We start from the raw sequence: 23,970 nt of genomic DNA, 5'->3' as shown, positions 1-23,970 counted from the left end.
GTCCGCCTGGAGACAAGCGACATGGCTGAACTCGACACCAGAAAGACGATCGTGCTGACCGGCGCCAGCCGCGGCATCGGCCATGCCACGGTGAAGCGCTTTTCACGCGAAGGCTGGCGCGTCATCACCTGCTCGCGCCAGGCATTTGCCGAGGACTGCCCGTGGCCGGCCGGCCCGGAAGACCACATCAAGGTCGATCTCGCCGACCAGGAGGATGTCGGCATCGCCATATCCGAGATCCGCCACCGGCTGGAGGCGCATGGCGGGCAGCTGCACGCGCTGGTCAACAATGCCGGTATCTCGCCGAAGCTCAAGGACGGCAACAGCCGCATGAACTCGATCGACACGCCGATGCATGTCTGGCGCGACGTCTTCCAGGTCAATTTCTTCGCCCCGATCATGCTGGCGCGCGGTCTGTTCAAGGAACTGGCATCGGCCAAGGGCTCGATCGTCAACGTCACCTCGATCGCCGGCACCCGCGTGCATCCTTTCGCCGGCACCGCCTATGCGACATCGAAGGCGGCGCTCGGCTCGCTGACGCGCGAAATGGCGCATGATTTCGGCCCGCACGGCATCCGCGTCAATGCGATTGCGCCGGGCGAGATCGATACGGCGATCCTGTCGCCGGGCACGGAAAAAATCGTCGAGACGATCCCGCTGAGGCGGCTGGGCACCACGGCGGAAGTTGCCGACATCATTTTCTTCCTGTGCTCGCAGCAGGCGTCCTACGTGACCGGCTCGGAAATTCACATCAACGGCGGCCAGCACGTTTGAGCGGCTGAGTTTTATCAATCGTCGGCGCTCCCTCCAGCGCTGGCGACCCCCTCTCCCTATCCTTCACGGGAGGACCTGCCCCAGCCTGGGATTAGTAAGGAAATTGCACGCCGCCGATGCCCGATCAGGTCGCCTGCAGCAGGCTCTCGATATCGGGTATGCTGTGGTTGGTCAGCGTCTTTGGAATTTCGGCCGTTAGCTTGTCGGTGACCTCCTTGTGCAGTTTCCTGCGCATGTCGCCCAGCACCGGCGGCGGCGCGATCAGCACGATCTCCTTGAATGTGCCGCGATGCGCGAGCTTGTAGAGCCTGTCGGCAATCTCTTCGGCAAAACGCTCCTTGCCGAGACGGTGCCAGTCGGTGTCCTCGACCGCACTGCGGTGGACGGAAGGGCCGTCGCTGTAGCGGCCGGGGCGGTCCGTGCCTTGTTCTCGGGTTGCCGGATTTTCCTGCTCCATCTCGTGCACGACTTGAAGGTCGGGATATTGGACGTCTCCACGGTTCTCGAGGAACAGCGCCTTTTCGCCATCTGCCACCACGATCCACAGTCCGCGTTTCAGTCTGACGTTGCTCATGGGGCGCTCCTTTTTGATTTTCGAACCCATCGCCGGGCCTTTGCTGCAGGGGTGTGACCGGCCCGGGTCCATAGGGCAAACGCGTACCGAGGCGGGAATGTTCCGGCACTCGGACCCGGTGCTCCGACAGAGGTCGGCGAGAGTGCGGGGCCGCCGTCGATTGCTCGGTCAGCATCCGGCGGCTTAATCTACTAAATTGATAGAATTTAGAAAAATCTGGTTTGTGGTTAGCTCCTCCGGCCGCTAAAAAGGCAGCGGATCAAGGGCTGCAACAGCGGCTTCAATCTGCTCCGCCTTTGAATGTGGAATATTTTTCTCTTGGCCTTCGTGCTTGCAGAAAAGAGATTGCCTGCTACGAAGCGATGCGCGAGTGGGTGCCTTCTGGTTTTTCGCGCCCCCGCGTAGAACTGACAAACGGTTCCAGGATTCCGCTCGTCATGCCGCAAGCCACGCCCAAGCTCAATGCCTTTCCCGTCTTCATGCGGGTCGAGGGCGAAGCCATAGCCATCGTCGGCGGCGCAGAGGAAGCGCTGGCCAAGGCGCGGCTGCTCGCGCAGTCGAGCGCTGTGCTGCGCATCGTCAGCGATGAAACAAGCCCGGAGCTGCTGGCCTTTATCGCCGAGACGGGGGCCGCCCACATTGCCAGCGCCTATGATGCAGCACATCTCAACGGTGCGGTGATGGTGTTTGCCGCCAGCGGCGACGAGGCGCTCGATCGCCGCGTTGCCGGGGATGCGCGCCGGCTGGGCATTCCGGTCAATGCCGTCGACCGGCCGGAGCTATGCGATTTCTTCACGCCGGCGCTGGTCAACCGCGCGCCGGTCGCCATTGCCATCGGCACGGAAGGTGCCGGCCCGGTGCTGGCGCAGATGCTGCGCAGCCGCATCGACCGCATGCTGTCGCCGTCGCTCGGTCCGCTCGCAGCGCTCGCCGCCTCGTTTCGCGATACCGCCGAAAGACTGCTGCCGAAGGGCAATGCCCGCCGCCGCTTCTGGAGCGATTTCTTTGGCGGCGCGCCAGCCCGCGCTGTCGAGGCCGGCGAGCTTTCGCAGGCGCATGATGCGGCCGTCGGCCTGCTGCTTTCGAAGGAACCGGCATCGGGCCATATCGCGCTTGTAGGCGCCGGTCCAGGCGCCGAGGACCTTTTGACGCTGCGCGCCCATCGCCTGCTGATGGAAGCCGACGTGATCGTCCATGACGCGCTGGTGCCGGAGGCGATCGTCGCCATGGGCCGCCGCGATGCGGAGCGCCTGCCGGTCGGCAAGCGCAAGGGCTGCCATTCCAAGAGCCAGGCCGAGATCAATGCGCTGCTGGTCGAGCTTGGCCACGCCGGCAAGCGCGTCGTGCGGCTGAAGTCCGGCGACCCGCTGGTGTTCGGCCGGGCCGGCGAGGAGATGGCGGCGCTTCGCGATGCCGGCGTCGCCTACGAAGTGGTTCCGGGCGTCACCGCAGCCTTTGCCGCCGCCGCCGATTTCGAACTGCCGCTGACGCTGCGCGGCGTGTCGTCGTCGATGGTGTTCACCACCGGCCATGACCTCAAGGGCAATTCGCTGCCCGACTGGGCAAAGCTCGCCATTTCCGGCGCGACGGTCGCCGTCTATATGGGCCGCTCGGTCGCCGCCGAGGTCGCCGGCCGGCTGATCGAAGCCGGCCTGTCGCCGGATACGGCCGTCGCCGTGGTCGAGAATGCCAGCCTTGCCAACCGCCGCCGTTTCCACGGCACACTCGCCGACCTGCCGTCGTTGGAGGCGCGCGCCGACCTTAGCGGCCCGGTGATGACCATCATCGGCGACGCGGTCGCCGGCGCCAATTTCGAACGGTCCGAGCCGCTGGCGGCACACAGGCAGGAAAGCGTGCTCCGGTCTGCCGCGCATGGAGTGAGCCAATGAAAGTCCTGACCGCGAACCGCCTCGCCGACGGCATAGCCGTCTGGTACGCCAATGGCGGCTGGGCCGAGACCATCGACCATGCCGACATCGCCCATGACAAGGCGGCCGAGGACCGGCTGGAGGCGATCGGCGCCAAGGCCTCCGCCGCCAACGAAGTGGTCGACGTCAACCTGATAGACGTGACCGTGGCCAACGGCACGGTCGAAGCGGTCCGGTTGCGCGAAAAGATCCGTGCCGCCGGCCCGACCACCCGCAACGATCTGGGCAAGCAGGCCCGTCTGCAAGCCGCACGCGCGGCATAGATGACACAAGCATGATCCCGATCATGCTCGAACGAAGAAAATAACGGGCGGACGCGCCCGGAAAGACCTGAATATGTACCGTTACGATGAGTTCGACCACGATTTCGTCAAGGCCCGCGTCGCCGAGTTCAGCGACCAGGTCGCGCGGCGCCTTGCCGGCGAGATCACCGAGGACCAGTTCCGGCCGCTGCGGCTGATGAACGGCGTCTATCTGCAGCTGCATGCCTATATGCTGCGCATCGCGGTGCCCTACGGCACGCTGAACAGCAAGCAGCTGCGCATGCTCGGCCACATCGCCCGCAAATACGACAAGGGCTATGGGCATTTCACGACGCGCCAGAACATCCAGTTCAACTGGCCGGCGCTGTCGGACATCCCGGCGATCCTGGCCGATCTGGCAAGCGTCGAGATGCACGCCATCCAGACCAGCGGCAACTGCATTCGCAACGTCACCGCCGACCACTTCGCCGGCGCCGCCGCCGACGAGGTTGCCGATCCGCGTCCCTATGCCGAAATCCTGCGGCAATGGTCCTCGGTGCATCCGGAATTCTCGTTCCTGCCGCGAAAATTCAAGATCGCGGTGACCGGCGCCGAGCGCGACCGCGCCGCCATCCAGACGCATGACATCGGCCTGCACCTGAAGAAGAACGCCGCCGGTGAGCTTGGTTTCGCCGTCTATGTCGGCGGCGGCCAGGGCCGCACGCCGATGGTGGCCAAGAAGATCCGCGATTTCCTGCCCGAAGCGGATCTGTTGTCCTACTGCACGGCGATCCTGCGCGTTTATAACCTCTACGGCCGTCGCGACAACAAGTTCAAGGCGCGCATCAAGATCCTGGTCCATGAGACCGGCGTCGAGGAGATCACCCGCCAGGTCGAGGCCGAATGGCAGGAGTTGAAGGACGCCGAGCTGAGGCTGCCGGAAGAAGACATCCGCGCCATCGATGCCTATTTCGCGCCGCCTCCGCTTGTCGACCGGCCGGAAGGCGACGAGGCGGTCAAGCTTGCCCGCCTCGACTCCAAGAGCTTTTCCGAATGGCTGGACCAGAATGTGGTCACCCATCGCCATCCCGACTACGCGGCGGTGACCATCTCGCTCAAGGGCATCGGCGAGACGCCGGGCGATGCCACCGACAGCCAGATGGAAGCGGTCGCCGACATTGCCGAAAAATATTCATTCGACGAGCTGCGCGTCAGCCACGAGCAGAACCTGATCCTGCCGCATGTCGCGCGGGCCGACCTCAAAGCGGTCTATGACGCGCTTGTCGATATCGGGCTGGCGACGGCCAATTCGAACCTGATCAGCGACATCATCTCCTGCCCCGGCCTCGATTATTGCGCGCTGGCGACGGCGCGCTCGATTCCCGTGGCGCAGGAAATCTCGCGGCGCTTCGCCTCACTGGAGCGCCAGCGCGAGATCGGCGAATTGAAGCTGAAGATTTCCGGCTGCATCAATGCCTGCGGCCATCACCATGTCGGCCATATCGGCATCCTCGGGGTCGAGAAGAAAGGCGCCGAGCTCTACCAGGTAACGCTCGGCGGCTCGGCCGACGAGAACACCTCGGTCGGCGAGATCATCGGCCGCGGCTTCAGTTCGGAAGAGATCACCGATGCCATCGAGCAGATCGTCGAGACCTATCTCGGGCTTCGGCTGGACAGAAACGAAAGATTCATCGACGCCTACCGCCGTGTCGGTCCTGCGCCGTTCAAGGAGGCGCTCTATGCTGGCGAAGCCAAGGCCGCTTGACCGTATTGTCGACGTCGAGGCCGGCATCGCCGCCCAAGCGGCGGGTCTCGACGCGCTCTACGGCCATCTGAAGCCGCTGGAGATCATCGAGCGGTCAACCCGGGAATTCTTTCACGGCGAAATCGCCGCCGTCTCGTCCTTCGGCGCGGATTCGGCGGTGCTGCTGCACATGATCGCCGAGATCGACCGCACGCTGCCGGTGATCTTTCTCGACACCGGCAAGCATTTCGAGGAGACGCTCGGCTATCGTGACGCGCTGGCCGCCGATTTCGGGCTGACCGATATCCGGGTGATCAGGCCCGACGATGCGGCGCTGGCAAGGATCGATCCGACCGGCAATCTGAACGAGACCGACACCGACGCCTGCTGCGAGGTGCGCAAGGTCGAGCCGCTGGCGCGCGGCGTCGAGCCGTTCCGCGCCTGGTTCACCGGCCGCAAGCGCTTCCAGGCGGCGACCCGGGCAGCGCTCCCGGTGTTCGAGGCGGTCGGCTCGCGCATCCGCATAAATCCGCTGGCGCACTGGACGACATCGGACCAGGCCGGCTACATGCGCGCACATGCGCTGCGTGAAAACCCGCTGGTCGCCTATGGCTATCTGTCGATCGGCTGCTTCCCATGCACGCAGCCGGTGCAACCGGGCGACGACGCGCGCAGCGGCCGCTGGGCCGGGCACGCCAAGACCGAATGCGGCATCCACTTGTCGGGGTTGGAAAGGTCGCTGACTGACGCCTCACTTTAGGGTAGATTGATATTCAGCCGGCCTGCAAACGGCGGATTCCTGCGCTTCCGGTGCTCACGTACCCAAGAGTACGCTCCGCTCCGGTTCCTGGAAGCCACCATTTTGGTCGCTTCGCGTCCGCCTTCGGCTCCGGCTCGGCCTGACCTGAATCTCAACGCACCCTGAGGTGTTTTGCACTTTAGAATCTTTGGACTTGGGAATTTTCTTGATGAGCGACTTGATAACCGAAAACGCCATGCGGCTGTGGACACCGGATGGGTTCCGAGAGGACGAGTGGGTTCATGCCGAAAGCGCCGAGGCGCTGGGCGGCAATGGCCGTTTCATCCTGCCGTTGCAGGCGTTTCTCGGCTTTGATCCGGAGGTGCGGCGGTCGGCGAAGGAACGCATCGGCGTGCTGCTGCAGCCCGGCGACCAGCTCGACAAGATCGCCGGCCTGCTCGACCAGCTGTCGTTGGTGGCGCTGGCCTTTCCGGCGTTCAATGACGGCCGCTCCTTCTCCAAGGGCGAATTGCTGCGCAGCCGTTACCACTTCACCGGCGCCATGCGCGCCACCGGGCAGGTGCTTATCGACCAGCTGCCGCATATGCTGCGCCTCGGCTTCGACGAATTCGAGATCTCGCACCCGGTGCTGCTGAAGCGGCTCGAGCAAGGCCGCACAGGCGGACTGCCGCTGTTCTATCAGCCGGCGGTGAAGCCGGAGCCCAAAGGCCCGAAATATTCCTGGCGGCGGGTGCGCCCCGGCTGATCCCCTCCAGAGGGCCAGAAGCCTATCTGGTCGGACCACATCCTGATTCCAGCCTTTTATTTTGCGCCTATCCGCCTTAGGATAGGCCCATTATTTCGCGATCAGAATAAATGTGGCCACAAGGGAGGAACCGGGTATGGCTGGCAAGAAGATATTGATGCTCGTTGGCGAGTTCAGCGAGGAGTACGAGATTTTCGTCTTTGAACAGGCCATGCATGCGGTCGGCCATACCGTCCATGTCGTTTGCCCCGACAAAAAGGCCGGCGATATCCTGAAGACCTCGCTGCACGACTTCGAGGGCCACCAGACCTATACGGAAAAGCTCGGCCACGACTACATCCTCAACAAGACGTTTTCCGAGGTCAATCCCTCCGACTACGATGCCGTCTACGCGGCGGGCGGGCGCGGGCCGGAATATATCCGCATCGACAAACGCGTGCAGGCGCTGGTGCGGCATTTCCATGAGACGGGAAAGCCGATCTTCACCATCTGCCACGGCGTGCAGATCCTGATCGCAGTCGACGGCGTGGTGCGCGGCCGCGAAGTCGCGGCACTGCAATATTGCGAGCCGGAAGTCACGCTGGCCGGCGGCATCTATATCGATGTTGCGCCGACCGGCGCCCATGTCGACGGCAATCTGGTGTCGGCCAAGGGCTGGCCGGGCCTTGCCGCGTTCATGCGCGAATGCCTGAAAGTGCTGGGCACCGAGATCCGCCAAGGCGAGATCCTGATGCGCGACCAACGCCAGGCGGCTTAAGCTCGGAATTTGGAGCCTGCCGCACCCCTAACGCATGTCGCGCAAAAGTGTGTTCAGCGGTTTTGTGATAACGGCATGCATAAACAAGAACCTAGAGCGCGTCGCATGAGGCTGGTCGAGCGCGACGCGCCTTAGGTGCGGCGGTGCGCCTACACGGCCATCCGCGCTTCGCGGAACGATACCAGCTTGCTGCGGGTCTCGTCCCACAGCGCCAGCTTGACGCAGCGCAGGCTGTCGAGGAGCGTGACGCGGCCGATCTCACGCAATTCCGGATAGTCCCTCAGCACTTCCGGAAGCCGGTAGCACGGCACCTTGGCCGAAAGGTGGTGCACGTGGTGGACGCCGATATTGCCGGTGATCCAGTTCAGCACCGGCGGCAGGTCGTAATAGGACGAACCGTGCAGGGCAGCGTGCTGGAATTCCCACTCGGAGTCCTTTGTCCACTCCGTCTCCTCGAACTGATGCTGGACATAGAACAGCCAGATGCCGGCCGATCCGGCGAGGATGACGATCGGCAGATGCACGACCAGAAACGCGCCGGGGCCAACGAACCAGATGAGCAGCGCGGCGATGACCGCAATGGCGAGGTTGGTCGACATCGACGACACCCAGGGGGTGAAACCGCCCCGCATCATGCCCAAGGGCAGTCTCTGCTCGAACATGAAAATCCATATCGGGCCAAGGCCGAACATCACCAGCGGATGGCGATAGAGGCGATAGGCGAGCCGGCCCCGCCACGACAGTTGCCGATATTCAGCGACGGTCAGTGTCTTGATGTCGCCGGTGCCGCGCTCGTCGAGATTGCCTGCGCTGGCGTGATGGGTTGCGTGGGCGCGGCGCCAGCAATCGTAGGGCGTCAGCGTCAGCACGCCAAGCACACGGCCGATCCAGTCGTCGGCATAGCGATTGGCAAAAAAGGAACCGTGGCCACAATCGTGCTGGATCATGAAGATCCGCACCAGAAAGCCGGCTGCCGGAAGGATGAGGACCAGACCCCACCAATGGCCATAGGCATAGGCGGCCGAAGACAGTGCCCACAGCGTGGCGAAGGGAATGAGGGTGATGGCGAGTTCGACGGCGCTGCGACGCCTGTCGGGCTTTTTATAGCGCGACAGGATTTTCAACCAGGCGCGCTTGCTGTTTGCCACAGCTTCGGGGGAAATCATGTTCATCATGAAACATAGGCGGAGCAGGGCGCTGCCGCAAGACGAAGATCACGCAAAGTTACTGCGGGTAAATGTCGCGCGATGCGACGAATTCCGGCCACAGTCGCCGGGCGCGTCGCCGGCAACGGCGCCTATCGACGGCGCCCGCCTGCGACCATGTTGGTTTCGATGCCATCCAGGCGGTCGAGCAATTTCTTCAGGCGGTCGGGAATATCCGTCTCCGTGCGGAATGCCGGCAGGGTGCGCAGGAAGCGCTTGGTGGTCTCATTGCCGAGCTGGCGCCGGATATCGACGGCGAGCGCGTCGTGCTTTTCGCCATTGGTGCGGGACATCTTCCAAAATCCTGTGTCGGCTTCGAAACTCCTCCAGGAGAGAAATGGTTCCCGCATTGTAGTAGCCTGGCAAGCAAAGCCGTCGGATACGGTAAAGTTTGAATTAAAATCGAAAAGTCTCCGCTGTTCGCCTTCCAGCCGCGGCAGCGGCTGCAGTAGCGCTTGCCCCTTGATTTTTGGCCGCCAAACCTCGATATCGGGCGCAAATCCACACCATCGAAAATGACGGGAAACGGCGATGAGCGACCAGGCAAAAGACGAACGCGCGCCCGATGAAGCCGAGAAGACCGAGGCTGCCGCGGAGCCAAGGGAAAGCGGCGTCGACAGCGACTATGAAGCGCTTGTGCGGCTTCTGAAGGAAAACGAAGAGCTGAAGGATCGCGCGCTGCGCGTCGCGGCCGACATGGAGAATTTGCGCCGCCGCACCGCCCGCGACGTCCACGATGCGCGTGCCTATGCGGTTGCCAACTTTGCCCGCGACATGCTTTCAGTGTCAGACAATCTGCGCCGTGCTCTGGATGCCATCCCGGAGGAGGCCAAGGCTTCGGGCGATGCCGGTTTCAAGGCGCTGATCGACGGCGTCGAGATCACCGAGCGCGCCATGCTGTCGGCGCTGGAACGTCACGGCGTGAAGAAGCTTGAGCCCGAGGGCGAGAAATTCGATCCGAATTTCCACCAGGCGATGTTCGAGGTGCCCAATCCCGACGTACCGGCCAACACGGTCGTGCAGGTCGTGCAGCCCGGCTATTCGATCGGCGAGCGTGTGCTGCGGCCGGCCATGGTCGGCGTCGCCAAGGGCGGCCCCAAGCATGTGGCGAGCGAAGCGCCGGTGGAGCCGGGGCCGGTGAATGAGCAAGCTGAGAAGGATGCGTAGGTTAGGGGAGTAGGGGATCAGGGATTAACGCTACGTCGGATAAAGTAGAGCAATTGCCTACTCCGGCCGTTACCTTCTCTCCCCTACTGCCCTACTCAGGCAGCAAACCGCTGCGCTTCTCCGCCATAATAATTGACGTAGCGGGCACCGATCTCCTTGACCGGCATCACCACGAACACGTCGACCGTCGAGAATTCACGGTCGATGACGCAGCCGTCGCCGATGCGCGCGCCGACGCGCAGATAGCCCTTGACCAGCGGCGGCATCGCGGCGATCGCCGCCTTGGTGTTGACGGCCTCGATCGGCATCAGGTCCATGGAACAATAGCGCCCGGCGACGGCGCGCACGTCCCAGGATGAATTCGTCCGGCAGTGGTGGGCAAGATAGGTCAGCGCCTCCGCATGTGCCGCCGGCACGGTGCCGTGGAACGACGCGCATCCGGTCATCACGCCGATGCCGTAATGGTTGATATAGGCCCAGATGCCTTGCCACAGCGCCTCGATGGTGCGCTTCGAGCGGTATTCCGGCAGAACACAGGAGCGGCCGAGCTCGAGGAAACGCTGGCCGGGATGCCGCGCGATCAGCTTGGTCAGCTCGAATTCGCCTTCGGAATAGAAGCCGCCGGCCGCCGCGGCAATCTCCTGCCGCAGCAGGCGGTAGGTGCCGACGATGCGGCGATGCTCGGGGCCGGAAAGCGAAGTATCGAACACAAGCAGATGATCGCAGAGGGGATCGAAGCGATCGGCATCGCGGCGGTCCTGCATCTGGAACAGGTCCTTCCTGGCACCAAGCTCGTCGTAGAACACCCGGTAGCGCACTTCCTGCGCGGCAGCGATCTCGGCCTCGTTGCGGGCGAGCCGCACTTCGAGATTGCCGATGCGGCCGAGCGATGCGCCTTTTATGACGGCATCGGCGTTCCGGCCGACGAGCAAAGGCCCGCTGGCGTTCGGCCGAGCATCACATTCCGGCATGACTGTATGCACGAGTGATTCTCCTTCGAGCCATCCCTCTTGGCACGGGGATACGGTGTAGGTGCAACAGGATTGTGACAGTACCGTGATACGGCTCTGCGGGCAATACTTCGTCGGCTGGGTAATCTATCAACCGTCTATGTTGTGCCTCAGGCGGCCACTTGCCCCTCGACGGCATGAACCAGGGCATCGGGGTCGAGCGGCTTGGTGACGAAGCCGCTGGCACCGTGAGCGAGCACGGCATGGCGGGTCTTTTCCTGGCTGTCGGCCGACAGCACCATGATCGGCACCGGCGGCACCGCGGTCTCCTCCTCATGGCGGCGGATGGCGGCGATGGCGTCCAGGCCGTCCATGACAGGCATGTGCAAGTCCATCAGCACCACGTCGTAGCGGTGCTTGTGGCCGGTGCTGATGACCGCCTCGACCGCGGCCTTGCCGTTGCCGACCACTTTCACGCGATGCCCGGCCTTCAGCAGCGTGGCGCGGGCCAGCATGGCATTGATGTCGTTGTCCTCGGCGATCAGCACCGACAGGCCCTGCTGGCGGGCGCCAATGGCATGCCCGGCCTGCGCGCCGCGCCTTTGCAGTTGCGGCTCGGCGATGACCGGTGCATGGCTGGTCAAAAGCACGCGCAGCAGTGTCTCGCCGCGCACCGGCCTCGCCAGGAAGGTGGCGTAACCATTGGCACGGAACTCGCCAAGCATGCCGCGGTCGGTCGGCGCGATCAGCGTCACTGCCTCGCACTCGGCAAATCCGCTCTGGCGCAGGCGCCTGAGCAGCCTGCCGTCGCTTTGCTCCATGGCAGCATCGATCAGCAGCACGTCACAGCCCTCGGCGAAAGCGGTGGCCTGGGCGGCGGCGGTGGCCAGATCGACCGTGCCGCCATTGGCGCGAATGGTGCGGGCGATGGCTTCGGCCTCGACCGGGTTCTTCGACACGATCACCGCATGCCGGCCCGACAGCGGGTTCTCGCGGATCTGCGGCGCCTCGACGGCGGAAATAGCGGGAATCTCGAAGACGAATTCAGATCCCTGGCCAAGGCGGCTCGAAACAGAGATGGTGCCGCCCATGGCGGTCACCAGGCGCTTGGAAATGGCAAGACCGAGGCCGGCACCGCCATGCGCACGGGTCGAGGTGCCGTCAGCCTGTTCAAAGTCCTCGAAGATACGCTCCATGTCCTCCTCGCGCAGACCGGGGCCGGTGTCGGTGATGGTGAAGCGGATGCGGTCGGTGGTTTCGGTGCGGACGCGGGCGATGCTTGCCAGGACGCCGCCGCTGTCGGTGAACTTGACGGCGTTGCCGATGAGGTTGAGCAGCACCTGCCTGACCCTGCCGGGGTCGGCGGTGATCAGCTGCGGCACGTCGGGTTCGACATGACAGCCGAGGCCGATATCCTTGGCAAAAGCCCGCGCCGCCAAAAGCTCGACGACATTGTCGGCGATCTCACGCACCGACATCGGCTGCGGTTCGGGGTCGAAGCGGCCGGCCTCGATCTTGGAGTAGTCGAGCAGGTCCTCGATCAGCGCCAGCAGCGCGCTGGCCGAGGTCGAGATGGCGCCGACATAGGTCCGCTGCTCGGGCGAAAGGCTAGTGTCGGCGAGAAGCCGGGCCATGCCCATGATGCCGTTCATCGGCGTGCGGATCTCGTGGCTGACGGTGGCGAGGAAACGCGATTTGGCCTGGCTCGCATATTCGGCCCGCTCGCGGGCGGTGATCAGCGAGGATTCGGCGCGCTTGCGGGCGGTGATGTCGCGGGCGATGGCGCGATGCGAAACGGCGCCGCTGTCCTTGTCGCGCACCGACAGCTCGATCCAAGAGAACCAGCGTGGACCGTCCGGCGTGCGAATGGCGACGTCGGTGGAACTCAGGCATTCATGGTCGGAAAAGGCGGCGTCGGGGACGATTCCGACATCGATGCCTAGTTCGGCCAGGGTCTTGCCGGCCAACTCGCGCTGGTCGGTTTCGACAAGGTCGGCGAAAACCTTGTTGGCGTAGACGATGTGGCCGTCGCGGTCGCGGTGGACGACGAGATCGCCGAGTGCATCGATCAGACCGCGAAAGCGCTCCTCGCTCTCCCGCATCTCCCACATGCGGTCGGCCAGCGTCTCGATTTCGGCGCGGCTGCGGGCGGTGGTGGCATCGAGCAGGGCCACCGCGCGGCGCTCGGTGCGCCTGTTGCGCAGATGCATGGCGAGCCCGGCCATGGCTGTCGCCAAAAGGCCGATGGTGATGAAGATCGGCGCTCCGGTCAAATGCGACAGGCCCGCCAGCACGACGATGGCGACCAGCGTCAGGAAGGACAGGCCTTCGCGGTTGGCGTCGGGTAATTCCGGCGCCAGCGGTGGCGCGGCGACAAGCTGCCGTGCTGGCGCCTCGGGGGCCGGCCCGTCGGCCCGTTCGGCTGGTTCCGCCGCTCTGATGCCGGGTTCCGCAATCATACGGAACTCCTGCCAGACAGAGCTTATCGAAGGTTGTGATTGATCGTTCGAATTTTAGCGGTCGCGCTCTTTTTCCCCGGGGGCTCACATGTCCACCACCACACGGCCGCGGATCTTGCCCTCGACGATGTCATGCGCGGAGCCGATGATGCCGTCGAAGCCGATGCTCGTCGACAGACTGGCAAGCTTTGCGTGATCGAGATCGGTGCCGATGCGGCGCCAGGCCTCGAGGCGGACCGCCTTGGGTGCCATCACCGAATCAATGCCGAGCAGCGAGACACCGCGCAGGATGAACGGGGCGACGCTGGCCGGCAGGTCCATGCCGCCGGCGAGGCCGCAAGCGGCGACGGCGCCGCCATAGGAGGTCATCGACAGAACGTTGGCCAGCGTGTGGCTGCCGACGGCATCGACGCCGCCGGCCCAGCGTTCCTTGGCGAGCGGTTTTGCCGGCTGGGCAAGCTCGTCGCGTGAAATCACTTCCGCGGCGCCGAGGTCGATCAGATAGGGGCTTTCGGTAGCGCGGCCGGTCGAGGCAATGACGTGATAGCCGAGGCTGGACAGGATCGAGATCGCGACCGAGCCGACGCCACCGGCAGCGCCGGTCACCACCACCGGACCACGATCGGGCACGATGCCGTGGCGCTCCAGCGCGATGACGCAAAGCATGGCGGTGTAGCCGGCGGTGCCGATCGCCATCGCATCATGCGGGCTCATTCCGTCCGGCAGCGGCACCAGCCAGTCGCCCTTGACGCGGGCGCGCCCGGCAAAGGCGCCGAAATGCGTCTCGCCGACGCCCCAGCCGTTCAATATGACCTTGTCACCCTTGCGCCAGTCAGGATTGGAGGACGAGATGACGGTGCCGGCGAGATCGATGCCCGGCACCAGCGGCCAGCGGCGGATTACCGGCGCCTTGCCGGTAATCGCAAGGCCGTCCTTGTAGTTCACCGTCGTCGCCTCGACCGCGACGGTGACGTCGCCCTCCATCAGGTCTGCCTCTGTAAGCTCGGTCACCGCGACCGACTGGTTTTTCTCGGCGTCGCGCGAAACGAGGATGGCTTTGAAGGTTTCGGGCATGTTTTCTCCTCGGGCTTGCAGATCAGAATGTGCGGCGCCAGGCGAGTGAGGTCAATCGCTCGACATTCCGCGCCGCCAACCAATGAGCTCATCGAAGACGACCAGCACGGCACCAACGGAAATGAAGGCGTCGGCGAGGTTGAAGACGGCGAAGGACCAGACCGGCGTATGGAACAGGACATAGTCGATGACATGGCCGTAGATTGCGCGATCGATCAGGTTGCCGAGCGCGCCGCCGACGATCAGTGCGAAGCCGATGCGGGCAAGCAGGTGGCCGGGCGGCGTGCGGGCCGCAAGATAGAGCACGAAAGCGACCACCAGAACCGCGACGACCACCAGGCCGGTGTCGCCGAAGGACGAAAACAGCGAGAACGCGATGCCGGTGTTGTAGGTGCGGTACAGCGCCAGGAACGGCAGCAGGTCGAGCCGTTCCTGAAAGGCAAGGCCGGTTTCGACGAGGTATTTCAGCCACTGGTCGAGCGCTATCGCGGCGATGACCAGAAGAGCGTACGGCCTCCAGGACTTCATGGTTTGCAGTTTCACGGTTTGAGATGTCACGATCTGGCGTCCTCCGGGCCGAGCTTCAGCGCGTCGCGCCGGATCTCGAACAGCATGACGCCGGTGGCCACCGCAAGGTTGAGTGAATCGGCGCGGCCGGCCTGCGGTATCCGCAGCAGCTTGTCGCAGCTTGCGGCAAGCTCGTCAGGCAGGCCTTGCTGCTCGTTGCCCATCACCAAAAGCACCGGGCCTTTTGAAAAATCGACCGAGCGGTAGTCGACCGCACCCTTCAGATGGGTGCCGGCGACGAGGCCGGGAAAGCTCGTTCGCCAGGCGAGAAAAGCCTCGGGCGACGCCTTGGCGACGGGCACGGCGAAGATCGAGCCCATTGTGGCGCGCACCGTCTCGACCGAAAAGGGATCGGTGGTCTCGCCGACCAGGATGACGCCCCTGGCGCCGACAGCGTCGACCGTGCGGATGACGGTGCCGAGATTGCCGGGGTCGCGAACGCGGTCGAGTGCTACCCAGACATCGCTGTCCTCGACGCGGATGTCCTTCAGCGACAGCAATTTCTGCGAGAACACGCCGACGACCATTTGCGGATTGTCACGGCGGGTGATGGCGACCAGCACCTTTTCCGAGACTTCAAGTACCGTGCCGCCGGCGGCGACCGTGCGCGCCGCGACCTTTTCGACTGCCGCGTTGCCACGTCCGGCCTTGGCGAAGACCAATGTCCTGATCGACCAGCCGAGATCGAGCGCGTCGATGACCAGCTTCAGGCCTTCGGCCATGAAGGCATTCTGCTGGTCACGGAATTTCTTCAGCGCGAGCGCCTTGATGTCCTTGATCAGCGGGTTGGCGAGGCTGGTGACTTCCTTCACCTGCCCTGGCGCGCCTGCGTGCCGTTCGTACGCACTCATTCAGGCCACCCAGCGCGAGAACAGCGAGGTCGAAAGCGCCCGACCGGCAGATTTCTCGCGGATGATCAATTCGCCCGACTCGACCGTGCCGCCCATGCCGGCGAAGGTGTCGCGCATCAGGGCATGGATCGCGAAAAAAGAGGCGCGGATCGAATAGGCGGTCAGTACCACGGCGAGCGGCTTCGGCGTCAGGATCGCGCGGCAGATGTCGGTCAGCGCCGGCAGGTCCTCGAACAACTGCCAGACCTCGCCTTTCGGTCCGCGGCCATAGGCGGGCGGGTCGAACAGGATGATGTCGTAGCGGCTGCCGCGGCGCTCCTCGCGTTCGGCGAATTTCACGGCATCGTCGACGATCCAGCGGATCGGCTTTTGCGACAGCCCAGCCATCTCCTGGTTTTCGCGTGCCCAGCCGATCGCCTTCTTGGAAGCATCGACATGGGTGACCTCGGCGCCGGCATGCGCCGCCACCAGGGAGGCAAGGCCGGTGTAACCGAACAGGTTCAGCACCTTCACCGGCCGTTTTGCCGCCGCGATCAGTCCGGCCATGTGGTCCCAGTGCGAGGCCTGCTCGGGAAAGACGCCGACATGGCGAAACGAAGTGAAGCGGCCGAGATAGTCGATGCCGTCATGCTTCATCGGCCAGGTCTCGCCGAGCGGCGTCTTGGGGAAGCGCCAGCGGCCGATGCCTTCCTCGTCGGTATCGCCGGTGAAAATGGCGTCGGCGCGTTCCCAGTCCCTGGCCGCCAATGCCTTTTGCCAGATCGCCTGGCCCTCCGGCCGAACGATGCGGTAGGGGCCGTATTGCTCGAGTTTTTCTCCGGCACCACTGTCTAGCAGCGCGTAGTCCTGATTGGGGCCGACTTCGAGGATCAGCGGCAAATGTTCGGCAGGCAGCGCGCCATCGCGGCGCGAGAGCATGCGCGGCGCGGCTTTTGGCTCGGACCGGTCTTGCGGTCTAGGCTCCGGACCGGCGGTTGGGCTGGCGTCGCGCCGCCGGACATGCTCCGCCCCGCCTTTTGCGGGCGGTCGGCTATCGCGGCGTCTGTCGCGAAAAGGTTTCAAGAAGGCGCATCTCCGGACGGCGGCTTGGCCGCTTCTGCCACAGCACATTGACCGGCGCAACAAAAGGGCTGCCGACGTGCGCAGCCGGATCAGCCGCGCCTGATCGACAGCAGGCCGATTGCGAGCGCTATGAAACCAACGGCCTTGAAGCCGGTGACGACCATATGGCCGGTTTCCCAGCGGCTCCGGATAGTTTCGAAATTGTCCGGGATCGGTCCAGGTACCCAGGTGGCCAGGACATCGTTTGCCGGTTTGACCAGCGCAAACCACGCCCCAAGCGCTATCAGGTAGAGCACGGTGGCGGCCAAGACCCACCAGAATGCCGGGCGATCGCTGCGCAGCATCCAGGCGAGGAGGCCCGGACAGACGATTGCCGCCAGGTCCAGCGGTGCGCCGACAATCGCGAAGAATTGGAACTGAGCGTTAAAGACAGTGGTTTCACGCCAGAGCGAAGGCGGCCATCTGGTCAGCCGCGGCACCGATTCCAGCACATGGGCGAAAGACGGCCCAAGGCTGAGCGCCGCGACGATGGCGGTCAAAACCGACCAGAACAACAGAAAACCGCGTATATCCATAATGGCCAGACAACGACGTCAGGGCGCAGACGTTCCGGTCGGCGATCGTCTTGCTTGCCGTCGAAAGGGCAGGCGCACTATCGTCCATTCAAATTGGACATCCATCATACCGGGTTGCGATCCATGTCCCGCGCCGAACGCCTGCTCGACCTGATCCAGATCCTGCGCCGGCATCGCCGGCCGGTCAGCGGCCGCAGCCTCGCGGGCGAAATGGGTGTGTCGATCCGCACGCTCTATCGCGATATCGCCACGCTGCAGGGGCAGGGTGCGCCGATCGAGGGTGAGGCGGGGCTGGGTTACGTGCTCAGGCCAGGTTTCATGCTGCCGCCCTTGATGTTCACCGATGAGGAGATCGAGGCGATCGTTCTCGGTTCGCGCTGGGTGGCCAAGCAGCCGGACTGGCGGCTTGCGAACGCCGCCACCGACGCGCTGGCCAAGATCGCGGCGGTGCTGCCGGACGATTTGCGCGAGGAACTCGATGCCTCGACGCTGCTGGTCGGGTCGCGCACCGAGGTCACAGAAGGCATCGATCTCGGCGTGGTGCGGCAGGCCATCCGCGAGGAGCGCAAGCTGAGCTTTGTCTATCGCGACGCCGGCGGCGCTGCCTCCGAGCGCACCGTCTGGCCGTTCGCACTCGGCTTCTTCGACAAGGTGCGCGTCGTCGCGGCCTGGTGCGAGATGCGCCAGGATTTCAGGCACTTTCGCGCCGATCGGATATCCGGCCTCAACGCCACCGAGATGCGCTATCCGCGCCGCCGTCAGGTGCTGCTCAAAGAATGGCGGGCGACGCTCGACACGCCAAGCTAAGGCTGCTGCTCAGTTGAGACTGCTGCCAGAATCTGGCAGTGGCATACGCTATGCTCCTCCAGTCGAAACCATCTGGAGAGCAATTCATGACACCGCCCAATTTCGTCATCCTCTATGTCGACAAGCCTGAGCAAAGCGGCGCCTTCTATAGCGCGCTGCTTGGGCGGCAACCGGTCGAGACCTCGCCGACCTTCGTGCTGTTCGTGCTCGACAACTGCTTCAAGCTCGGCCTCTGGTCGCGTCACACCGTGGAGCCGGCTGCCGCGGCAGCGGGCGGCGGCGCCGAGATCGTCTTTGCACTGGACACGTCCGATGCGGTCGACGCCACCCATGCCGATTGGGCCGGGCGCGGCCTGAAGATATTGCAGACGCCGACCGACATGGATTTCGGTCGTACCTTCGTCGCGCTCGATCCCGACAATCACCGGCTGCGCGTCTACTGGCTGCAAGAATAGGAGAGTAGGGCAGTAGGTGAATAGGAAAGCATGATTGGCACGAAGCCGCACCATTGGTGCGGCTCCCTACTGCCCTACTGCCGCTTAAGCGCTTTGTAGACGGCGATGCCGGCGGCGAGGTCCTCGAGGGCCGCGCCGACTGATTTGAACAGCGTGATCTCACCGGGGCTCTGGCGGCCCTTCTTCTCGTCGCGCGTCAGTTCATGCAGGTCGGCGATGATCGCTTCCGGCTTCAGCACACCGGAGGCCAGCGGCTGGACGATGTCGCCGGCTTCCTTGGTGGCGCCGGCGCGGGTGTCGACATAGACGCGGGCGCGTGCAATCGCATCGTCGTCGCTTTCGCGCATGTCGGGCGTGAAGCCACCAACCAGGTCGACATGGGTTCCCGGCCGCAGGAGGGCGCCCCTGATCAGCGGCGCGGTCGTGATGGTCGCCGACGACACGATGTCGGCCTGGCCAAGTTCGGCGTCGAGATTGCTGGCGGCTTCCGCCGCAAAACCTTCGGTGCGCAAATTTGCCGCAACTTTTTCGGCATTGGCAGGCGTTCGGTTCCAGATACGGATGGTCTTGATTGGTCGCACCGCCGAATGTGCCTTGGCGAGAAACGGCGACAGCGCGCCGGCGCCGACCACCAGCAGCCGTGATGCATCCTCGCGGGCCAGATAGGAGGCAGCCAGCGCCGAGGCACAGGCCGTGCGCCACTGTGTCAGCCTCTGGCCATCGATCAAGGCCTGAGGCTCGCCTGTGGCGCCGTCGAGCAAGAGGTAAAGCCCCATCACCGCGGGCTTGCCGACGGCATTGTTGTCAGGCGACACGGTGACGATCTTGACGCCGATATGGCCATCGGCCGAGGTGCCGGCTGCGTTGAAGTCGGTCCAGGCCGGCATCAAAAGCAGCGTCGAGGCGGCGCCATCGGGCCGCTCGACAGTGTGATGGTGCCTGACCGGCTGCACGGCGCCATCGCGAAAGGCGGCGCGTAACGTCTCGACCAGCCCGGAAAAGGTCAGCGCGCGGTCGACCTCGGCGGCGGAAATGGTCAGCATGAAAGGCTCCGTGGAGAACTAGGCCGGTTGTGCCTCAGGCCCGAGCCGCGGCTCAGTTCGTCGGCTTCGGCAAGACTGGGCTCTGCGACGCGGTGGGCGCGCGGCTGACCGCCTGGCGCAGGTTCTCGGCCTCGGCGCCGCGCTGGCGCGCCAGCTTGCGGTAGCGGCCCTGCTTGATCCAGGTCGCCAGGCTGCCGACGATCATGCCGATAGCCAGCGCCAGGAACAGGAAAATGAAGAGCGGCACGGTCAGCGTCAGCGCCGGATTGCCGGGATTGAACGGATCGAGTGTGAAGGCTACCGGTTCGCGGTTCGCGACGGCCAGCGCAATCAGGATGACGGCCAGCGGCACGAAAACCACGATGAGAATGAAGCGATTGAACATGTTTTTCCGTTCGGAAGAAAAGGCAGGAGCGGTGGCGCGTGCCGCGCCTATTTGCCTCCGTTCAGCCTTTCACGCAATTCCTTGCCGGTCTTGAAGAACGGTACCCATTTCTCCTCAACCTCCACGGATTCGCCGGTGCGCGGGTTGCGGCCGGTGCGGGCAGGGCGGTTTTTCACCGAAAACGCGCCGAAGCCGCGCAACTCGACCCGGTTGCCCTCGGCAAGCGCGTCGGTGATTTCATCGAAGATAGCGCTGACAATGTTTTCGACGTCGCGCAGGAAAAGATGCGGATTACGCGTGGCGATGATCTGAACAAGTTCGGATTTGATCATGAAAAGGCTCCCCGTGAAAGCAGTGCCGCCGAAATTATCAGAATGATTTTATTTGGTTTTTCACTCGTCCCAAGCGGTTCCTCAAGGGTGCCAGACGGAAACGAGACCGTCAAGAAACAAGCGGTCCACTCCAATTTCGTGAAGGACGTCGCCGCCATGGCCGGGCAGGCCAAGCGCAGCGCCGACGGTCTGCGCCATCGCCTTGGAGAACAGGAAACCACCGCGTTTCTCCGTGTCCTTCCATTCCACCACCTTGAGCTTGGCATCGACACCCTTGCCTGCAAGCCAGTCGATCGCTTCGGCTTCGCCGCCCACCGCGTCGATCAATCTGTTGGTGACCGCCTGCCGGCCGGTGAAGATCGACCCGTCAGCGAGCGCGAGCGCCTCCGGTTTGGTCATGTTGCGGCGCTCGGCGACGATGCCGACGAACCAGTCGTAGCTGTCGAGGATGAGCTTGCGGACCATGGCGCGCTCATCGTCATTGGTCGGCTTGAAGGGAGAAGGCGAGGCCTTCAAGGGCGAGGATTTCACCTCCTCCAGCTTGACGCCGAGCTTGTCCATGAGGCCGCTGACGTCCGGGTACTGGATCAGCACGCCGATCGAGCCGACGATCGAGGATTTGCGTGCAACAATATGGTCGGCCGCAGTGGCGATCATGTAGCCCGCCGAAGCCGCGAGCGTGCCGACCTCGGCCACCACCGGCTTGTCGGCGGCGAGCTTGCGCACTGCCTCATAGATCGATTCGCCACCGACGGTGGTGCCGCCGGGTGAATCGATCGACAGGATCACAGCCTTGACGCGCGGCGACTGACGGATGGCCTCCAGCCGCTTGATCAGTTCTTCGTCTTCGGTGATGGTACCTTCGATCTTGACCTTGGCGATGTGGTCGACTGCCGCGCTGGTGAAGTCGTCACCATATATCCACGCCGAAAAGGCGATCAGCCCGGCTGCGGCGACGATAATCGCCGCGATACGCCAGAATGTCAGCTTGCGGCGCAAGCGGCGGCGGTCGATCAGGTCGTCGGCTCTCAATGCCATGGTCAGCCTCGTAGTCGGTGGGAGCAGATGCTTTTAAAGCAACCATTCGCGCCCGGCTACCGTTTCCTGACGGCCTTGCGACAAAGGCCTTAGGCATTCGCGGCAAGCCTCAACCTGTCGCGTTCCACAGGCTCTAACACTGTGCGCCTATATCTGGTATGAGGTACAGGCTGCGCTGGGGCCATTTTCGTTGTACAGGGGCGGCTGTCACATTTTTGCGGTTTTCCTCGGCTTGTGCTTGCTTGAGGGCGCCGGCATCCCACCTATAGGGCGGCCTGGCGGGCAGGGGTTTAGAAGAAGCAGTCATGTTAGCGGGACCAATCGAACCGACCAACACCGAGACGGAGTTGGCTCCCAAGGCCGCAGGCCGGGCGCGGGTCGACGCGTTTGACATTGCGCAGCGTCATTCGCGCCGGGTCCGGATCCTCAAGCTGGCCGTACCGCTGGTCGCTGCCGTGATCGCGGTCGCGTTTCCGGTCTATTCCTATCTCATGGCACCCGCTGCAATCGAGGTGCAGGCCGACGGCGGCGCCTTTGCCGATGGCAAGCTGGTGATGGCCAATCCCAAGCTCAACGGCTTCACCAAGCAGAACCTGCCCTATTCGATGACAGCCCTGCGCGCCATACAGGATGTCAGCAAACAGGGCATCATCGATCTGGAAGGTATCAAGGCCAAGCTGCCGATTGCGGCCGACAACACCGCCGCCATCGGTGCTGCGCACGGCACCTACGATCGCGACGGCAACACATTCAGCCTGACCAGCGACGTGACCGTGTCGACCACGGATGGCGTGGTGGCAAAATTCAAATCAGTCTATCTCGACATGGCCGAAGGCACTATGAAGACAAGCGAACCCGTCGATGTCAGCCGCGGCGGGTCGCGGATCAGGGCGGATTCGATGTCGGTCCAGGACAATGGCAAGGTCCTGATTTTCGAGAACAAGGTGCGCGTCGACATCGATCCCGCCAGTTTGAAGGCGGCAGAGGCAAAGAGCGGAGAGACCAATGCGGTTCAGTAGTTCGGCACGGCGCCTCGCCGCGATCTCGGCGTTAACGCTTGGGTTGCCCTTGGGGCTGACCTTCGGGACGGCGCCGTCGCTGGCGCAATCCAGTGCCACCAGCCAAATGTCCGGCCTCAGGCTGTCGGGCGACAAGCCCATCCAGATCGAAAGCGACAAGCTCGAGGTGCGCCAGGCGGAAAGCGTCGCCGTCTTCACCGGCAACGTCAACGTCGTCCAGGGTCCGACCGTGCTCAAGGCCGGCAAAATGACGGTCTATTACGTCAGGGATGCAGGCGCCGCCAAAGGCGCCCAGCCCGCGGGTGCCGCGGCAATGACCGGATCCGCCAACATCGACCATCTCGAGGTCGACGATAAGGTCTACATCAAATCGGACGATCAGGTTGCCACCGGCGACCGGGGCACCTTCGACATGAAGACCGAAGTGCTGGTGCTTTCCGGCAGCAAGGTCGTGCTCTCGCAAGGCGACAACGTGCTTGTCGGCTGCAAGCTTACCGTGCAGATGAAGAGCGGCCTTGCCCAGGTCGACGCTTGCGGCGGCCGCGTCATGATGTCGATCACGCCGCCGGCGAAGTCTGGAGCAGCGAAACCCTGATGACCGGCATATCGTCGCTGCTGGCGCGTCTTCCAGGGCGCGCCGCCAGCAAACTTGCGGCACCGGCCAGGGTCACCGTCGAAGCGGCAAAGTTCAAGGGAACCTTGATCGCCAAAGGATTGACCAAAAGCTACAAGGGCCGCAAAGTCGTCAGCGGCGTGACGCTGGGCGTGCGCGCGGGCGAGGCGGTTGGGCTGCTCGGCCCCAACGGCGCCGGCAAGACGACCTGTTTCTACATGGTGACCGGCCTAGTGCCGGTCGATGAAGGCACCATCGAAATCGACGGTTTCGACGTCACGTCGATGCCGATGTATCGCCGCGCCCGTCTCGGCATCGGCTACCTGCCGCAGGAAGCGTCGATTTTTCGCGGCCTGAATGTCGAGCAAAACATCCGGGCCGTGCTCGAAGTGGTCGAAAAGAGCCGCAAGGAGCGTGAGCGGCTGCTCGACGAATTGCTCGAGGAATTCCACATCAGCCATCTGCGCAAGGCTCCGTCGCTGTCGCTCTCCGGTGGTGAGCGGCGACGCCTCGAAATTGCCCGTGCGTTGGCAACCCGCCCTGCCTACATGCTGCTCGACGAACCGTTCGCCGGCATCGATCCGATCGCCGTCGCCGACATCCAGCAGCTCGTGCGCCACTTGACGGCACGTGGCATCGGCGTGCTGATCACCGACCACAATGTCCGCGAGACACTTGGCCTGATCGACCGCGCCTACATCATCCATGCCGGTCAGGTGCTGACCCATGGCCGGGCCGACGAGATAGTCGCAAATGCCGATGTGCGGCGGCTTTATCTCGGCGAGGGATTTACGCTCTAAATGCAAAATTCCGGTTCGAACGGGATTTCCGGCGTAGTCCAGCA

27 protein-coding genes are annotated in these 23,970 nt (G+C 63.8%); 13 read left to right on the top strand and 14 right to left on the bottom strand.

The genetic code is table 11. The annotated features are described in order from the left end of the window. Positions 1-21: 21 nt before the first annotated feature. Positions 22-774: an SDR family NAD(P)-dependent oxidoreductase gene (locus tag NKH17_RS04885; protein ID WP_254816795.1), complete on the top strand. Its 753-nt coding sequence runs from the start codon at positions 22-24 to the stop codon at positions 772-774. A gap of 124 nt (positions 775-898) precedes the next feature. Here the strand turns inward: NKH17_RS04885 and NKH17_RS04880 are convergent, their stop codons facing one another. Next, a complete protein-coding gene (locus NKH17_RS04880) occupies positions 899-1,348 on the bottom strand; it encodes a baeRF12 domain-containing protein (RefSeq protein ID WP_254816796.1) in 450 nt (149 codons plus the stop codon). A 437-nt stretch (positions 1,349-1,785) separates the two neighbouring features. Between NKH17_RS04880 and cysG the strand changes: the two genes are divergently transcribed. The 6 genes from cysG to NKH17_RS04850 all read left to right on the top strand — a co-directional run bounded on the left by cysG (position 1,786) and on the right by NKH17_RS04850 (position 7,524). Beyond that, positions 1,786-3,237: a siroheme synthase CysG gene (gene cysG / locus NKH17_RS04875; protein WP_352476391.1), complete on the top strand. Its 1,452-nt coding sequence runs from the start codon at positions 1,786-1,788 to the stop codon at positions 3,235-3,237. Continuing rightward, entirely contained in the window at positions 3,234-3,539 is a 306-nt protein-coding gene (locus NKH17_RS04870; RefSeq protein WP_352649545.1) for a DUF2849 domain-containing protein, read from the top strand. The genes cysG and NKH17_RS04870 overlap by 4 nt, the downstream gene beginning before the upstream one ends. A 73-nt stretch (positions 3,540-3,612) precedes the next feature. Further along, the gene (locus tag NKH17_RS04865; RefSeq protein ID WP_352802202.1) at positions 3,613-5,283 is read left to right on the top strand and encodes a nitrite/sulfite reductase; all 1,671 of its coding nucleotides are present in this window, start codon (positions 3,613-3,615) and stop codon (positions 5,281-5,283) included. Next, the gene (locus NKH17_RS04860; RefSeq protein WP_352649547.1) at positions 5,258-6,022 is read left to right on the top strand and encodes a phosphoadenylyl-sulfate reductase; all 765 of its coding nucleotides are present in this window, start codon (positions 5,258-5,260) and stop codon (positions 6,020-6,022) included. Before NKH17_RS04865 ends, NKH17_RS04860 begins: the two co-directional genes overlap by 26 nt. 208 nt (positions 6,023-6,230) lie before the next feature. After that, positions 6,231-6,767: a DUF934 domain-containing protein gene (locus NKH17_RS04855; RefSeq protein WP_352897527.1), complete on the top strand. Its 537-nt coding sequence runs from the start codon at positions 6,231-6,233 to the stop codon at positions 6,765-6,767. 136 nt (positions 6,768-6,903) lie between these two features. Next, positions 6,904-7,524, top strand: coding sequence for a DJ-1/PfpI family protein (locus NKH17_RS04850; RefSeq protein WP_352476396.1), 621 nt, complete (start codon positions 6,904-6,906; stop codon positions 7,522-7,524). Positions 7,525-7,673: 149 nt separating this feature from the next. Here the strand turns inward: NKH17_RS04850 and NKH17_RS04845 are convergent, their stop codons facing one another. Together NKH17_RS04845 and NKH17_RS04840 are read right to left on the bottom strand one after the other, a co-directional pair. After that, a complete protein-coding gene (locus NKH17_RS04845) occupies positions 7,674-8,696 on the bottom strand; it encodes a fatty acid desaturase (protein WP_254816802.1) in 1,023 nt (340 codons plus the stop codon). 125 nt (positions 8,697-8,821) lie between these two features. Further along, a complete protein-coding gene (locus NKH17_RS04840; RefSeq protein WP_254816803.1) occupies positions 8,822-9,022 on the bottom strand; it encodes a hypothetical protein in 201 nt (66 codons plus the stop codon). Positions 9,023-9,260: 238 nt separating this feature from the next. Here NKH17_RS04840 and grpE point away from each other — a divergent pair, with 238 nt between their 5' ends. Then, the gene (gene grpE / locus NKH17_RS04835) at positions 9,261-9,896 is read left to right on the top strand and encodes a nucleotide exchange factor GrpE (RefSeq protein WP_352476397.1); all 636 of its coding nucleotides are present in this window, start codon (positions 9,261-9,263) and stop codon (positions 9,894-9,896) included. A gap of 95 nt (positions 9,897-9,991) precedes the next feature. Here grpE and olsB read toward each other — a convergent pair whose 3' ends face one another. The 7 genes from olsB to NKH17_RS04800 all read right to left on the bottom strand — a co-directional run bounded on the left by olsB (position 9,992) and on the right by NKH17_RS04800 (position 17,434). After that, entirely contained in the window at positions 9,992-10,867 is an 876-nt protein-coding gene (gene olsB, locus NKH17_RS04830; RefSeq protein ID WP_023675251.1) for a l-ornithine N(alpha)-acyltransferase, read from the bottom strand. A gap of 149 nt (positions 10,868-11,016) precedes the next feature. Beyond that, positions 11,017-13,305, bottom strand: a complete 2,289-nt coding sequence (locus NKH17_RS04825) for a PAS domain-containing hybrid sensor histidine kinase/response regulator (protein ID WP_352476398.1) — start codon at positions 13,303-13,305, stop codon at positions 11,017-11,019. An 84-nt stretch (positions 13,306-13,389) separates the two neighbouring features. Continuing rightward, positions 13,390-14,379 (bottom strand): acrylyl-CoA reductase (NADPH), encoded by a 990-nt coding sequence (gene acuI, locus NKH17_RS04820; RefSeq protein WP_352476399.1) that lies wholly within the window; start codon positions 14,377-14,379, stop codon positions 13,390-13,392. Between the two features lie 51 nt (positions 14,380-14,430). After that, the gene (lspA, locus tag NKH17_RS04815) at positions 14,431-14,907 is read right to left on the bottom strand and encodes a signal peptidase II (RefSeq protein ID WP_352476442.1); all 477 of its coding nucleotides are present in this window, start codon (positions 14,905-14,907) and stop codon (positions 14,431-14,433) included. A gap of 26 nt (positions 14,908-14,933) precedes the next feature. Continuing rightward, positions 14,934-15,797: a TrmH family RNA methyltransferase gene (locus NKH17_RS04810; RefSeq protein ID WP_352476400.1), complete on the bottom strand. Its 864-nt coding sequence runs from the start codon at positions 15,795-15,797 to the stop codon at positions 14,934-14,936. Beyond that, complete coding sequence (locus NKH17_RS04805) at positions 15,798-16,859, bottom strand: RsmD family RNA methyltransferase (protein ID WP_352476401.1); 1,062 nt, start codon at positions 16,857-16,859, stop codon at positions 15,798-15,800. An 89-nt stretch (positions 16,860-16,948) separates the two neighbouring features. Next, positions 16,949-17,434: an anthrone oxygenase family protein gene (locus tag NKH17_RS04800; RefSeq protein ID WP_352476402.1), complete on the bottom strand. Its 486-nt coding sequence runs from the start codon at positions 17,432-17,434 to the stop codon at positions 16,949-16,951. 123 nt (positions 17,435-17,557) lie between these two features. Between NKH17_RS04800 and NKH17_RS04795 the strand changes: the two genes are divergently transcribed. Both NKH17_RS04795 and NKH17_RS04790 read left to right on the top strand, forming a co-directional pair. Then, a complete protein-coding gene (locus tag NKH17_RS04795) occupies positions 17,558-18,241 on the top strand; it encodes a helix-turn-helix transcriptional regulator (RefSeq protein ID WP_352468341.1) in 684 nt (227 codons plus the stop codon). An 86-nt stretch (positions 18,242-18,327) separates the two neighbouring features. Beyond that, entirely contained in the window at positions 18,328-18,696 is a 369-nt protein-coding gene (locus NKH17_RS04790) for a VOC family protein (protein WP_352476403.1), read from the top strand. A gap of 74 nt (positions 18,697-18,770) precedes the next feature. On the opposite strand, the gene lhpI is transcribed toward NKH17_RS04790, so the two are convergent. The 4 genes from lhpI to sppA form a co-directional block, all read right to left on the bottom strand. Continuing rightward, positions 18,771-19,739 (bottom strand): bifunctional Delta(1)-pyrroline-2-carboxylate/Delta(1)-piperideine-2-carboxylate reductase, encoded by a 969-nt coding sequence (gene lhpI, locus NKH17_RS04785; protein ID WP_352476404.1) that lies wholly within the window; start codon positions 19,737-19,739, stop codon positions 18,771-18,773. Between the two features lie 52 nt (positions 19,740-19,791). Then, the gene (locus tag NKH17_RS04780) at positions 19,792-20,124 is read right to left on the bottom strand and encodes a LapA family protein (RefSeq protein ID WP_352649557.1); all 333 of its coding nucleotides are present in this window, start codon (positions 20,122-20,124) and stop codon (positions 19,792-19,794) included. Positions 20,125-20,171: 47 nt separating this feature from the next. Further along, positions 20,172-20,456, bottom strand: a complete 285-nt coding sequence (locus tag NKH17_RS04775; protein WP_023675261.1) for an integration host factor subunit beta — start codon at positions 20,454-20,456, stop codon at positions 20,172-20,174. 81 nt (positions 20,457-20,537) lie between these two features. After that, positions 20,538-21,494, bottom strand: coding sequence for a signal peptide peptidase SppA (gene sppA, locus NKH17_RS04770; RefSeq protein WP_352476406.1), 957 nt, complete (start codon positions 21,492-21,494; stop codon positions 20,538-20,540). 305 nt (positions 21,495-21,799) lie between these two features. Between sppA and lptC the strand changes: the two genes are divergently transcribed. The 3 genes from lptC to lptB are packed head-to-tail and all read left to right on the top strand — an operon-like array spanning position 21,800 to position 23,926. Next, positions 21,800-22,513, top strand: coding sequence for an LPS export ABC transporter periplasmic protein LptC (gene lptC / locus NKH17_RS04765; RefSeq protein WP_352476407.1), 714 nt, complete (start codon positions 21,800-21,802; stop codon positions 22,511-22,513). After that, positions 22,500-23,108 carry an LptA/OstA family protein gene (locus tag NKH17_RS04760; RefSeq protein ID WP_254816816.1) on the top strand — a complete coding sequence of 203 codons (609 nt, stop codon included), beginning with the start codon at positions 22,500-22,502 and terminating at the stop codon, positions 23,106-23,108. Before lptC ends, NKH17_RS04760 begins: the two co-directional genes overlap by 14 nt. After that, positions 23,108-23,926, top strand: coding sequence for an LPS export ABC transporter ATP-binding protein (gene lptB, locus NKH17_RS04755; protein WP_023718959.1), 819 nt, complete (start codon positions 23,108-23,110; stop codon positions 23,924-23,926). Before NKH17_RS04760 ends, lptB begins: the two co-directional genes overlap by 1 nt. Positions 23,927-23,970 lie beyond the last annotated feature (44 nt).

It is taken from the genome of Mesorhizobium sp. M1334 (assembly GCF_040317995.1).
In the GTDB taxonomy this organism is placed as follows: Bacteria; Pseudomonadota; Alphaproteobacteria; order Rhizobiales; family Rhizobiaceae; genus Mesorhizobium.
The sequence above is the reverse complement of the archived record's forward strand: the minus strand, read 5'-3'. Positions and strand labels throughout refer to the sequence as shown.